We start from the raw sequence: 12,331 nt of genomic DNA, 5'->3' as shown, positions 1-12,331 counted from the left end.
CATCGGGAATCACGGCGATAGATGCACGAGCACATAGGCTGAGACCATGCTGGACACCCTCATCCTGGGCATGCTGAGCCTGCGCCCGCTCTCGGGCTACGACCTGGGCAAGTGGATGGACGGACCGGGACGCTTCATCGGCTATCGGGTCTCGCTGCCGCAGGTGTATCGCACGCTGGGCAAACTCGTCGATCGCGGACTGGTCGAATTCGAGGTGGACGCCCGGGCCGGTAAGCCCGACGCCAAGGTGTATCGGCTGACGTCAGCCGGTCGGCAGGCGTATCTCGACTGGGCGAACAGCCCGTACGAGCCGGCGCCGCGGCCGATGGACCCCGACTTCATGCTGCGGTTCATGTTCGCCGGAATGCTCGGGCGCGGCACTGCGATCGAGGTGCTGCGCACCGAGCTCGACTATCGGCTCGCCCAGGTGCGCACTCCGACCCGGGTCGATGAGCTGAAGGGTGCGCTCGCACCCATCAGCGAGATTGACGCGGGCTGGGCCGCCGAGGTCATGCGGGCGGCACACGAGCAGGGGCGGGCCTCGACCGCCTCCTATATCGGCTGGCTCCAGGTCACCCTCGCCGATTTCGAGAATCGCCCCGAGACCTGATTCACGCCGTGCGGAGCACCGCCTGCGAGTACAGGGTGAAGGCGCGGCGGCTGATGTTCCTGTGCATGAGCTACTTCCGGTCCTCGTTCGGGGCGCAGCGCAGAGTGGGATGCCGGACCGGATCGAGGGCATTGAGCACCAGATCCACGGATCGGGGATCGGTGGACTCGACGATATGGCCCGCGTGATCATCGGGGCAGCCTTCCTGGAGCAGGATATTGCTGACGCCAGGAGCTTCGATGAAGGCCGAGGTGTAGGGCGTCACCAGCTCGTCGTCGCGACTGGCGATCATGGTGTAGCGCACGCCGGGAGCAACCATCGGACGGCTGTTGAGCCTGGTCAGATATGCGGAACCGGCGAGCATATCGGTCAGCGCGGAGGTGTTCGGCGGTACGACCGGGGCGACCAGCGGCGCGATATCGACCCCGGCCACAGTCTTGCCGACACCGTATTGCGGACCGCTGACGGCAACCACCGCGCGCACCGGATTCACCGGGCGGGCAGCGAGTTCCAGGCTCACCGCCCGGGCGATCAACGCACCCTGCGATTTGCCGACCACATCGATGGAACTCGCGCCGTTCAGCTCGGTGATGCGGTCCACCGCTGCGGTGAAGTAGTCAGCCGAGACCGAAATCGGTTGCTGCGAGTCGTATTCGAGGCCGTAGACGCAGCGGCCGTCATCGAGCAGGGCCTGCCGTACGGGGCCGAGGCTCTTCTCCACAGAGGCATCGGTGCCGTGGATGAGCAGGACCGGCGCATCGACCTGGGCCGTGCAGGCGGTGAGAGTGTCCAGCGGTGTGGCGGACGACGGGGCCGCGGCAGCCGTACCCGCCTGGGTGAAGCCGGCAATCGCCAGTACGGCGGTGATGCCCGCAATGGTGCGCACGAGATGTTCCTCCTGGGCAGGGATGTGTGTAGGCACATATTCGACTGAGGTTCCCGGCGATGCTACCCGAAGAAACTTAACAGTTTATATATACCCACACACATATATCAAGGATAACCGCTACGACCAGAACGTCGGGTGCAACCCCCAGGCTTCGAATTCCGCCGCCACACACTCGCGCAGGGCATCCCTGGTCGGGAAGCGGTCCGGGTCCGCACCGGTAACGGCCAGGGTGACGGTGTCGCCGTCGCTGGACCAGGACATATTGAGCCCGACCTCCACGCGGCGGAATAGTTCGGTGTCGTTGGTGCAGACCACCGGGCGCATGAGCACCGAGCGGGCGCGCACATCGCCGAGGGTGGCGACCGCCCGGCCGGTCTCGCCGAGATTGGTGCACAGGCATTCGGGGGCTTTGGCGGTGCGGGAGAAGCGGTCGAGCACAAAACGCGGCAGCATCATCTGCACCGGCTGGAGGTGTTGCAGCGCAGGGGTGGTGGCCGGATCGGCGTACGCGCGGGCGGCCTGTTTCACGGCCACGCGCACCTCGGCGAGATCGGTGAGCTCACCGGCGCGGTAGAGCACGGCGATGGGCAGGCCGGTGGTGGCATTGCCGCGCGGATCACCGGGCACCCGCATGGAGTGCGGGATGTCGACGCGAACGGTCGATCCGTCGGTAATCCGGCCGGAGCGGCCGAGCATGCCGACGGCAACGCCGATCATCAGGCCGTTCGCGGTGCCGTCGTGCATGACGGCGACCGAATGCCATTCGGGCAGGCCGACTTCGACGACGAGGTCCGCCGCGGAGTGCCGCTCGGACAGCGGGAGCACCGGCTCGGCGGGGCGCGGGTTCCGCGCGGGTTCCCGCACGGCGCGGGTGGCCACCGCCGCGCGCACTCCCTGTGCCGCCGCCCGCAATTGGCCGATGGCGTCGCCGATATGCCTGCGGTACAACCCGATCCGCGGTGTGCCGCCGACCAATCCGCCCGAGCTCGCCTCGGTATCGAGCGGCGCACCGATATCGAGCCGGTGCATGGCATCGCCGACCGCGTAGAGCACCGCGCCGCCGTCCGCGCCGACATGGGAGGTGACCAGGGACAGCAGCATGCCGCCGGTGCTGGTCGGAGCAGCCGAGAGCCGCCAGACCCGGCCGGTGCGCGGATCGAAATCCACCTGGCTCTGCGCGAAGAACCAATCCAGCACACCGTTTTCGGCGACCGGCTCGGTCTGGTGGGCCAGCGGGATGGACTCGGCGGCGGGCACCCACCACGGACGGGCGAACGGCACCGCCGTCGTCCGCACCCGACGGGCCAGGAAACCGCGTGCCAGATGAGCGTGGAATCGTTGCAGCACGGCGGGATGCACGGGTTGGTCGAAGCGCCAGGCCAGCTGGTTGACCAGTGCGTTCCCGTAAAGATCGTGCAGTTTCAGGAACAGGTCGTCATCAGCGGTGAGGCGGTTCATGCGAACCGGGGCGGCCACATCGGGCGAGGCGGTGCGCAGACGAGCGGGAGCGGTGGGAGCGACCATGAGGGGTTCCTCCGTTTCAGCGATTACGCAGAGTGCGAACGGTCAAGGGTGCGAAGACGATCGCAACGAGGAGCGCGGCCAGTACCGACCAGACGAGGTCGGATCCGGCGTGCCCGGTATCGGCGAGAGTGCGCACCGCCGCTACCAGATGCGAGACGGGGTTGTAGTCGGAGACATGCCGCAGCCAGGCGGGCATGGACTGCACCGGCACCAGGGCATTGGAGGCGAAGCTCAGGAAGGTCAGCACCAGCATGGACATGCCCTGAACCGCTGCCGGGCGGGCCACGGTCACGCCGATGAAGGCGAAGATCCAGCTCAGAGCCGTGGTCGCGAGCACCACCAGCAGGGCACCGGCGATCAGGCCACCGGGGTGTTCCGGCCGGTAGCCCATGCCGAATCCGACGATCAGCACCATGAGCGCGGCGATCACGTATCTCGTTGCACCGGAGACCAGCGCACCGGTGACCGGAGCTGATCGGGCGATCGGCATGGAGACGAAGCGATCGAAGACGCCGGAGCGAATGTCCTCCGACAGCTGTACGCCGGTCGCCACCGAGGAGGTGAGCACGATCTGCACCAGTACGCCCGGCACCAGGGTGGGCAGGTACGCGTGCAGGCTGCCGGCAATGGCGGTGCCGAAGACGCTGCCGAACAGCAGCGGTCCGATAATGGGCAGCAGGACAGCGTCGTACAGCAATTGCGGACTGTGCCGGAAGGTCAGCATGCCGCGCTTGGCCATGGTCAGCGACTGCCGCAGGGCCGCACCGGGTCCGATGTGGACAACAGTGGGACGGCGTTCGATGCGCGGCGCTGGAACGGTCGGCGCCGGTGCTTCGGTGAGGACGGTCATGAGAGAGCCCTCCTGTCTGTCGAATGCTGGGTGAGGGCGAGGAAGACCGAATTCAGATCCGGGCGGTCCACGGCGAAACCGCGTAGCCGGATACCGCTGGTGCGGCAGGCCGTGAGCACATCGGCCGCACTGTCGATGTCCCGCAGGGGAACTGTGAGCGTGGCCGGTGTATCCCCGTGCAGCGGAGTGACTCCGGTAATGCGTTCCACGGCCGCATCGGCCAGCGGGCGCTGGGCCGCCTCGACGAGGTCGATGCGCAGCATCTCCTCACCGAGCGACGACTTGAGTTCGCTCGCAGTGCCTTCCGCCACCACTGTCCCGTGATCGATGACGGCGATGCGATCGGCGAGCGCATCGGCCTCCTCCAGGTACTGGGTGGTCAGCATGATGGTCGCGCCGCGATCGACCAGTCCGCGCACCACCGTCCACATGCGCTCGCGGGTGTGCGGATCGAGTCCGGTCGTCGGCTCGTCCAGGAAGATCAAGGGCGGCAGCGTGATCAGCGTGGCCGCCAGATCCAGGCGGCGGCGCATACCGCCGGAGAAGGTGGCCACTCGCCGCTTGGCGGCGGCGGTCAGCTCGAACTCCTCGAGCAGTTCGTCCGCTCGGCGGGAGGCGGCGCGCCGGGTCAATCCGAGCAATTGGCCGAACAGCCGCAGGTTTTCGAGCGCGGTGAGATTCTCGTCCACCGCGGCGTACTGGCCGGTGAGCCCGATCATGGAGCGCACCGCGGTCGCCTGCCGCACCACATCGTGCCCGAAGACCTGCGCGTTGCCGCTATCCGGCCGCAGCAGGGTGGCGAGCATGCGCACCACGGTCGTCTTGCCCGCGCCATTGGGGCCGAGCAGTGCGAATACCGAGCCGGCGGCGACCCGCAGGTCCACCGCGTCCACCGCGGTGAGCGAGCCGAAAGTCTTGCCCAGCGCCTGGGTTTCGATGGCATTCTCGACGCTCATCGGTCACCTCCGATCTTGAGGATGGTCATCGGACTCGACGGCAGCGATGCCGAACGAGCCGGTGGCGCAAGGGATTCGACGGCAGTCGCGGCCCGGGCCACGCCGTCGTCACGAAACCGCATGCCGTAGGCAGAAGCCCGCAGCATGACGGCCGGGTCGGTGGCTCGAATCAGCAGCTGCTCCAGCCGATCCGCGGTCAATTCCGCGAAGAGCAGGGTGGCGCCGAGACCGAGCGTCTCGAGTTGGCGGCCCCAGAACGGCTGATCGGCCTGGACCGAGCAGATCACCGAGGGGACGCCCGCCCGCAGCGCCGCTGCCGTGGTTCCGGCGCCACCGTGGTGGATCGCCACCGCGCACAGCGGGAGAACCGCCCGATGGTCGAGCTGGGCGACAACCGCTACCTCGGAACTGATGTCCGCGCGGAACATGCCGCCCGCCAGCAGCAGACGCTTGCCCTGCCGGCGGCATACGTCCCGGACCATGCGCTCCACTTCGCGCGGATCGGTCATGTGCATCGAACCGAATCCGGCGTAGACGGGTGCGTCGCCCGCCCGCAGCCACTGCGCCAGCTCACCGTCCGGGAGCGCCGAGGCTCCGCTCACGTCCGGAACCACCGGGAAGCCGGTGATCGGGGCACCGGCGAGCTCGACATCGAGCCCGGGAAACAGCTCCACGTCGTACGCCTGAACAGCCGTACGCACCAACGGCTTCGGATCGGCCTCGCCGCGGCGCAGCGCTGTGATTTCGGGAGCGAGGGCCCAGGCGCGGGTTCTGGTCAGCGCCCGCCAGCCCAGGAGGTTGATCACCCCCGGAAGTCGCCGGCCCCATGCGGCGGGCACAACCGGAACAGCGCGGTTCGGCAGGATCGGGAAGAAGTGCATCGCCGCCAAGGGGAGGCCTCGTTGCCTCGCGACCTCGGCGGCGACTTCCTCACATGCCATGCCGGTGACGAGCAGGTCCGTGTCACTGGCAATTTCCAGTAGGTCCCGTGCGGCCTCGGCGAATCCGCGCCGTTGCAGATCCAGTAGGGCATGTACCCGCTCGATCGGGTTCCAATCGGCGAAGCGGTGGTCGGTGTGCTGCGCTCGCAGCAACTCCGCGCTGTCGAGGCCGAACGGCTCGGCTGAAACCCCGTGCGAGGCAGCGAACTCGACCAGATTCGGCGACACCGCCACCGTCACCCGGTGCCCCCGGTTCGCCAGCTCCCGGCCGAGCAGTACGCCCGGTTGTGCGTCACCCCGGCTGCCGGCGAATGCGAGTAGCACCTTCATGGGTCAGCCCTGCGCCGGAGCCGAAACCAGTTGCGGCACCGGAGCATTGCCGACCACCGGCGTACGGTCGTTCACGACATGAGAGGACGGCACCCTGCTGACATCCGGTACAGCGGGGATAACGAAGTCTCTTATGGCGCGAGTGAATTCACCGAGGAAGCGATCCATCTCCGCGGTGGGGAAGGCCGCGGGGAAGCGCGTGGAGAGTCGCAGTCCGTCGGCGGCGCGGACCACCCAGAAGAAGACCTCGTCACCTGAATAGGACTCGGCCCGTAGGGTGTGGCCGCGCAGGGATTCGACGAGTTCGTAATCGGGCAGGACGCGGATATCGAGGAATGAGATCCCGAATCGCGGGTGATCGGTGCAGTTCAGCAGTTCCAGGGCGCGAGTCCAGGTGGCGTCATTGGCTACCTTGGTTCGGCGCAGCTCCGTGCGAGTCGTTTCCAGCGCACTGTCGAGATCCAGATCCGGTGCGAGCGTGAGGTCGAGGGGGACGACATTCACGAACCAGCCCATGGATTCGAGCCATTGCAGATCCGGCCGGGTGGCGATCGGCATGATCGCCCGCATGGAGATGTAGCCGAAGGTGCGGCGGTAGGCGATGGCCAGTGCGGTGAAGATGGCCACGGACAGCCGGTGCCCGCGCGCCGCCACCGCCATCTCGATATGTTCGAGCTCGCTGAGCGACAAGAGCTTTCGCGAGATGCTGGTCTGCGGCAACGCCGAGGACGTAGTGCATCCGGGTGCGATGACGGGTTCGAATCGCGGCAGCATGCCGCCGGACCCGTCCAGGAACTTCCGCCACAATCGGACGGACTCGCACTGCGGGGTGAGCGCGGCGGCGGTATTGCGTTCCAGTGCCGCGAAGTCCGCCGCGCTGCCGAAGGTGGCCGATTCCCGCGCCGGTTCGCCGCGCACGACCGACCGGTAGAGCGTGCGCAGTTCGAGAATGACGATGGCCTGCGAATACGCGTCCATGACCGAATGGTCGGCGGCGACCAGCACGGTGAAGTCGGCGGTCTCGGTGTGCTCGACGGTGGCGAGCAGGCAATGCGGCCACACCAGTGGGGAGAGCCGCAATTCCAGTGCGTCGCAGAGGTACTCGCTGATCACCTCGGGTGCGGTGATGCCGGGCACCGGCAGATCGGCGACGGTGACGGCCGCGGCGTCGCAGACCAGTCGTCGCGGTTCGGGATCGGCGCGGGTTTCGAGGGTGGTGCGCAAGCCCTCGTGCCGGGCGTGCCACAGTCGCACGGTCTCCCGCCATTGTTCGGCGTGGAACGGCGCGTCCATTTCGAAGATGGTGCCGATCCAGCGGCCACGGCCGGGCCGGGGGTCATCGGCATCGGTCTCCTGGCAGTGCCGGACATGCACGCTGGTGAGCGGCCGTTCATCCGGCATCCACTCATGGCCGGGGGCGAGCTCGGGGTGCCAGAGGGTCAATGCGCCGGGGCGCAAAGCAAATTCGGACAGGTGTGTGTATTCCATATCGACGTCCCTCATCGAATTTCATGCCAAGCGGTAGGGCCGTACAGATTTCGTAAAATCTCGCCCTTTAATTCACGCTGCGGCGAATTGGAAGCTATTAGCGACCGGAGGAGCCTGCGCCGGCTGCGGCGCTCCCGGAACCAAGTGCCTGTGCGAGCGTGCCGCCCGCCTGTGCGGATCCGCTCGCGGCACCACTGCCGGTGCCGAGCAGACCGAGGACCGAGCCGGGTCCGGGAAACAATCCCGCGAATGATCCGGCCGCGCCACTGCCGGTACCCAGGGCTCCGAGCACGCCGGATGCCGTGGAACTGCCGGTACCCGCGGCGGCACTGCCCGTGCCGAGCTGCGGTAGGACGGATTGTGCGGTGCTCGAGCTGCCCGCATCGGCGGGAGGCGAGACATCGCCTCCCGCCGGTGCGGCGGTAGCCAGGGCAGGCGCGATGAATGTCAGTGCGGCGCCGGTGAATACGGCAGCGGCACGAATGACGAAGGGTGCTTTCATGTGGCCTGAAATCCTTTCGAACCTTCACCAGTTGGAGCTGTGCGCCAGAAATGGCGACTCGGCTGACAAACAGAGTGGGAAGTGCGGCGGCAACGCTGCCGAGAATGGCGCCTCTGAAACGGGCGCGAACCAAGAACATCACCGAAATTCGATCACCGCAACATACAGGCGCGCTAACAGTTGGTTAACGAATTGTTCTCGAGCCTTTCACTGTGCTCCACACCACTGAACTGTGAAATTGGTCCCTCATTCACTTTCACTGTTTTCAGCGCGCGGAATTAGAAAAACGGAAGCACAATCCCGCCGTGACCCGGCAGGGCCCGTCACGAGGTTGACCATTACCGCCATTCTTCAACCGTCTGGGACACTTGGGGCGCGAACTCTGGCACCGTTGTCCGCACCCCATCTCGACGAGGAGATTCCCAGTGCCGCAACCTCTTCTGACCCAGCGCATCGGCGACCGCGTGCGCACCTCCCCCGCCCCGATCCGGCTGGCCTGGAACGCGCGCGTCCGGCTGCACAGCGGAATCGAACAACTCATCACCGGAGTCCAACACCTGCACTACAACTTTCGAGATACCGTCGCCTGGCCGTTCCTCGGCCGCCGCGGCGTGAGCGAGGACCGGCTCGAGTCCGCCCGAGCCCTGCACCACCGTGTCTTCGACCGCCTCTACGACTCCGCCCGCACCGCCCACTGGTACGTCTGATCGATCACACTGCGCCGCGATGCGGACCCGGACCAGGTGCGATCAGCTGTGTGTCAGTTCGCAATCGAGGGCCATTGTGTTGTACGCCACTCTCCGTTATCCTGCTCTGAGACCAGCTGGTTTCACAACATTCGGCTGGGATAGGGACGGAAGGACCTCGATGATGAGGGTTTTGGCACCGCGGCACGCCGTGGCGACAGTGCTGGCCGCGGCAACCGTGTTCGCTGGTTCGTGGGGTGCGACGGCAGCGGCCGATGAGGCCGCGCCCGTGCCCGCGGCGACTGCTCAGAATGTGTACGGCGGTATGGGGACGCATCCGGTGGCGACTTCGGTGCGGACGAATCCGTGCCAGGAGTCCATCGCCGGGATGCTCCAGCACATTGCCGTGCACCTGTTCGGCAATACCGACGATATGACCTGTACGCAGGCGTTTCCGAACGGGCTCGAATCGCCCGCCGGCGTGAACACCTATTATCCGGCCGATATCGCCGACCTGGGTAGTGCGCCGCTCATCGTGTTCACGGGCGGGATCGATGCCAATCCCGGTATGTACGACCGGCTGGTGCGGCAGTGGGTGAGCAATGGCTTCGTCGTGACGGTGCCCTACGAGTGGTTCAACTCGCTGGCCTATGTGCCCGCCGCCGGGCTGGCCGTGGCGATCGGGGCCGATCGGGATCCGAATTCGCCGCTGTTCACTCGAATCGATCTGTCGCGCACCATCTTTGCCGGGCATTCCGCCGGCGGCGGTGCGGCGCAGCAGATTGCCACCCTGCTGCCGCCGGTGGCATCGGCGATCGATCCCACCTTGAGGGTGGCGGGCGTGCTGGCCATCGAGCCCGGGCCGGTGGCGGTCGGTGCGCTCTTCAACGCCCCGACGCTGTACCTCACCGGCTACAACGATTTTGTGGTGCCGGACTTCGCATGGGTGCGGTGGTGGCAGTACAACGTGACATTCAATGCGCCGGCGTGGATTGCGAATGCCCGTGGTGTCAGCCATTTCTCGCCGGTCGACGGGATCGAGAACTACCGGTCTGCGGGTACTGCCGTGGCTTGGCTGCGGTATGTGGCCTTCGGGGATGAGACCGCGAAGCATTTCTTCGTCGGACCCGATTGGTCGCTGCCCAGTGACACAACGTATTTCAGTGTAGAACGCAATGCGCTGGCGAACACGCTTCAGTGAATCACTGTCTCGAATAACGCTTTTCGATAAGGACCTTTCATGAGTACTCGCCGACGCTGGATGGGCGGTGTCGGTGCAGCCCTCACCATCGCCGCATACACGCTCGTCTCCCCCATCGCCGCAGCCGATTCGGCCGTGAACAGCTGCGCCGATCCCGCGGGTGCAGATGCCTTCGCGCGCAGTGATCCGGCGGCGTCGGGCATCGATCCCGCCGCGCTGTCCGATGCCATCGACTTCGGTTCCAGCAAGGGCGCTTACACCATTCAAGTGTATCGGCACGGCTGCCTGGTGGGCGATCGCACCGGCACCGGCAATCTGCCGGTGCCACTGGCCAGCGCCACCAAGGGCGTCGCATCGGTGGCCATCGGCCGGGCCATCAGCATGGGCTACTTCGGCCTCGATGATCCGCTCGGAAAGTTCTTTCCCCAGGCCGATCCCGCGCACGCGGCGCTGACTGTGCGCCAGGTCCTCAATCAGACGACCGGCCTGCGGTTCAGCTGGGCGGCCGACATTGCCGGCATTGCCACCGACGAAGTGCTCCAAAACCTGGAAGCGCCTTTCGCTTTCGAACCCGGCACCACCTTCCAGTACAGCCAGGCCGTGCTGGCACTGCTCCCCAAGATCGTGGAAATCACCACCGGCATGGATTTCCAGGACTTCGTGCAGCGAGAACTTATGTCCCCCTTGGGCATCGACCGCGCCAACTGGATCTGGCTCCGCGATCGCAGCGGCAATACCGCGGTCAATGGCGGCATGGCCATGCGCGCGGACGATATCGCCCGCCTCGGCCGGCTCATGCTCGACAACGGTCGCTGGGGTGACCGGCAATTGATCGACCCCGACTACATTCGCCAGGCACAGCAGCCCACCGCGGCCAATGGCGGCTACGGATTCCTCTTCTGGCTCAATGCCGGTGACTCCTACAAGACCGCCACGGTCCCCACCGCCAAGGTCTTCGACCACGCCATGTTCCCCGGCGCGCCGCGTGACCTGTATTCCTTTGTGGGCGCACTGGGCCAGTTCGTCGCCATCATCCCCAGCCGCGACATGGTCATCGTCCGACTGGGCGTGCCCGCAGGCATCGACCCGAACAATGTGCAGACATCCCTCGCCGCCGAATCCAACCCGGACAACAAGGAATTCCTGCGCCGCGTCACCGCATCGGTCTCCGACGTCCCCGCCGAACCCTACGACGAGCCCTATCACTACAACGACAATTTCGGCCCGGTGATCGGCAGCCTGGACGACCTCGCCTTCTGGACCGACCCCGCCCAGGTAGCCCAAATCCTACTGGGCACAGGCCCGTACGCCTCCGGCAACTGCAATATCCTCTGGTGCAACGGCAAACTCGTTCCCCAGGACATCTTCGCCGCCACCCTGGACACCAGCGCCCAACTGGCCGCCGCTCTCCTGGCCCTCAACCACGGCCAGCGCTAGCCCGCCACGATCCGATCCCACAATCCGCAAGTCTTATTCGCGAGCATTCGCCGGTCGCTGCCCCTACCATCCGGGCCCATGGCACTCACCGAACAAGACCGCCGCGAAATCGCCGACCTCATATCCCTGCACGGCCACCTGATGGACGCGGGCGAACTAGACCGAATGACCGAACTCTTCACCCCCGACATCACCTACGACGTCACCGATTTCGGCTACGGCTCCCTCCACGGAATCGAAGCCATCCACGCCGCCGCCCTCGCCGCCGGTGACGCCAACCCGGTCGGCCACCACGTCACCAATATCATTATCACCGAATCCGATGACCGAATCCTGGTGCAGTCCAAGGGAATCGGCATCCAGGCCGACGGCACCGCAGGCAGCGTCGTCTACCACGACACCGTCACCCACCACCCCGAAGGCTGGCGCATCAGCTACCGAAAGGTGATCGCCCGCCGAGTCCCCCTCGGCGGCCGATAGCCCGGCACCCCCTCGCCTGAAGAAGCCACACAGCCCGTGTCCGCACCCAACAGCACCGATAAAGGCTGCTAGACGCGGACGCAGGCTGTTCGGCGCGGCAAGGGCTGTTCGGTGCGGACACAGGCTGTTCGTGCGGACGCGAGCTGTACGGCGCGGACACAAGCTGTACGGCGCTGGCGAGGCTGTTCGGTGCGGGAGGGGCGGTCAGGAGTAGATGGCTGCTACCTCGGGGGCGTACTTCTCCAGGACTACTGCGCGCTTCAGGGAGAGTTTGGGGGTTAGTTCGCCGGTTTCCTGGGTCCAGTCGGCAGCGAGGATGCGGATCTTTTTGATGGACTCGGCTTTTGAGACCTTGGTGTTGGAATCGGCTACTGCGGCTTCGACTTCCGCTACCAGCGCGGGGTTGGTGGTGAGGGCTTCGATGGTTACGTCGGCGG

12 protein-coding genes and 1 pseudogene are annotated in these 12,331 nt (G+C 66.2%); 5 read left to right on the top strand and 8 right to left on the bottom strand.

What is annotated here, in order from left to right:
* Positions 1 to 46: 46 nt before the first annotated feature.
* Positions 47 to 610 (top strand): PadR family transcriptional regulator, encoded by a 564-nt coding sequence (locus JWN03_RS26660; protein WP_297620676.1) that lies wholly within the window; start codon positions 47 to 49, stop codon positions 608 to 610.
* Between the two features lie 70 nt (positions 611 to 680).
* On the opposite strand, the gene JWN03_RS26655 is transcribed toward JWN03_RS26660, so the two are convergent.
* The 7 genes from JWN03_RS26655 to JWN03_RS26625 all read right to left on the bottom strand — a co-directional run bounded on the left by JWN03_RS26655 (position 681) and on the right by JWN03_RS26625 (position 8,090).
* Positions 681 to 1,496: a hypothetical protein gene (locus tag JWN03_RS26655; RefSeq protein ID WP_297620673.1), complete on the bottom strand. Its 816-nt coding sequence runs from the start codon at positions 1,494 to 1,496 to the stop codon at positions 681 to 683.
* A gap of 120 nt (positions 1,497 to 1,616) precedes the next feature.
* The gene (locus JWN03_RS26650) at positions 1,617 to 3,023 is read right to left on the bottom strand and encodes a hypothetical protein (RefSeq protein WP_297620670.1); all 1,407 of its coding nucleotides are present in this window, start codon (positions 3,021 to 3,023) and stop codon (positions 1,617 to 1,619) included.
* A gap of 16 nt (positions 3,024 to 3,039) precedes the next feature.
* Positions 3,040 to 3,873: an ABC transporter permease gene (locus JWN03_RS26645; RefSeq protein WP_297620667.1), complete on the bottom strand. Its 834-nt coding sequence runs from the start codon at positions 3,871 to 3,873 to the stop codon at positions 3,040 to 3,042.
* Positions 3,870 to 4,829 (bottom strand): ATP-binding cassette domain-containing protein, encoded by a 960-nt coding sequence (locus JWN03_RS26640; RefSeq protein ID WP_297620664.1) that lies wholly within the window; start codon positions 4,827 to 4,829, stop codon positions 3,870 to 3,872. The genes JWN03_RS26645 and JWN03_RS26640 overlap by 4 nt, the downstream gene beginning before the upstream one ends.
* Entirely contained in the window at positions 4,826 to 6,100 is a 1,275-nt protein-coding gene (locus JWN03_RS26635) for a glycosyltransferase (RefSeq protein WP_297620660.1), read from the bottom strand. Before JWN03_RS26635 ends, JWN03_RS26640 begins: the two co-directional genes overlap by 4 nt.
* A 3-nt stretch (positions 6,101 to 6,103) precedes the next feature.
* On the bottom strand, positions 6,104 to 7,588 hold the full coding sequence (locus JWN03_RS26630; protein WP_297620656.1) for a condensation domain-containing protein: 1,485 nt from the start codon (positions 7,586 to 7,588) through the stop codon (positions 6,104 to 6,106).
* A gap of 97 nt (positions 7,589 to 7,685) precedes the next feature.
* A complete protein-coding gene (locus JWN03_RS26625) occupies positions 7,686 to 8,090 on the bottom strand; it encodes a hypothetical protein (RefSeq protein WP_297620653.1) in 405 nt (134 codons plus the stop codon).
* A gap of 425 nt (positions 8,091 to 8,515) precedes the next feature.
* Here JWN03_RS26625 and JWN03_RS26620 point away from each other — a divergent pair, with 425 nt between their 5' ends.
* The 4 genes from JWN03_RS26620 (at position 8,516) to JWN03_RS26605 (ending at position 11,894) form a co-directional block, all read left to right on the top strand.
* The gene (locus JWN03_RS26620) at positions 8,516 to 8,797 is read left to right on the top strand and encodes a hypothetical protein (RefSeq protein ID WP_297620650.1); all 282 of its coding nucleotides are present in this window, start codon (positions 8,516 to 8,518) and stop codon (positions 8,795 to 8,797) included.
* Between the two features lie 163 nt (positions 8,798 to 8,960).
* A complete protein-coding gene (locus tag JWN03_RS26615) occupies positions 8,961 to 9,977 on the top strand; it encodes a poly(ethylene terephthalate) hydrolase family protein (protein WP_297620648.1) in 1,017 nt (338 codons plus the stop codon).
* A 39-nt stretch (positions 9,978 to 10,016) separates the two neighbouring features.
* Positions 10,017 to 11,414: a serine hydrolase domain-containing protein gene (locus JWN03_RS26610; RefSeq protein ID WP_297620644.1), complete on the top strand. Its 1,398-nt coding sequence runs from the start codon at positions 10,017 to 10,019 to the stop codon at positions 11,412 to 11,414.
* A gap of 78 nt (positions 11,415 to 11,492) precedes the next feature.
* Complete coding sequence (locus JWN03_RS26605) at positions 11,493 to 11,894, top strand: nuclear transport factor 2 family protein (protein ID WP_297620641.1); 402 nt, start codon at positions 11,493 to 11,495, stop codon at positions 11,892 to 11,894.
* Positions 11,895 to 12,098: 204 nt separating this feature from the next.
* On the opposite strand, the pseudogene JWN03_RS26600 reads toward JWN03_RS26605, so the two are convergent.
* A pseudogene (locus JWN03_RS26600) lies at positions 12,099 to 12,331 on the bottom strand (long-chain fatty acid--CoA ligase); the annotation flags it as partial.

It is taken from the genome of Nocardia sp., assembly GCF_025465275.1.
Classification (GTDB): Bacteria; Actinomycetota; Actinomycetes; order Mycobacteriales; family Mycobacteriaceae; genus Nocardia.
Note: the sequence above shows the minus strand (reverse complement) of the source record. Positions and strands in the feature narration are given on the sequence as shown.

Coding starts and splice junctions, on each gene's coding strand:
- JWN03_RS26615 (WP_297620648.1), top strand. CDS start 8,961: ATGAGGGTTTTGGCACCGCGGCACGCCGTGGCGACAGTGCTGGCCGCG.
- JWN03_RS26610 (WP_297620644.1), top strand. CDS start 10,017: ATGAGTACTCGCCGACGCTGGATGGGCGGTGTCGGTGCAGCCCTCACC.
- JWN03_RS26645 (WP_297620667.1), bottom strand. CDS start 3,873: ATGACCGTCCTCACCGAAGCACCGGCGCCGACCGTTCCAGCGCCGCGC.
- JWN03_RS26635 (WP_297620660.1), bottom strand. CDS start 6,100: ATGAAGGTGCTACTCGCATTCGCCGGCAGCCGGGGTGACGCACAACCG.
- JWN03_RS26650 (WP_297620670.1), bottom strand. CDS start 3,023: ATGGTCGCTCCCACCGCTCCCGCTCGTCTGCGCACCGCCTCGCCCGAT.
- JWN03_RS26605 (WP_297620641.1), top strand. CDS start 11,493: ATGGCACTCACCGAACAAGACCGCCGCGAAATCGCCGACCTCATATCC.
- JWN03_RS26630 (WP_297620656.1), bottom strand. CDS start 7,588: ATGGAATACACACACCTGTCCGAATTTGCTTTGCGCCCCGGCGCATTG.
- JWN03_RS26660 (WP_297620676.1), top strand. CDS start 47: ATGCTGGACACCCTCATCCTGGGCATGCTGAGCCTGCGCCCGCTCTCG.
- JWN03_RS26625 (WP_297620653.1), bottom strand. CDS start 8,090: ATGAAAGCACCCTTCGTCATTCGTGCCGCTGCCGTATTCACCGGCGCC.
- JWN03_RS26640 (WP_297620664.1), bottom strand. CDS start 4,829: ATGAGCGTCGAGAATGCCATCGAAACCCAGGCGCTGGGCAAGACTTTC.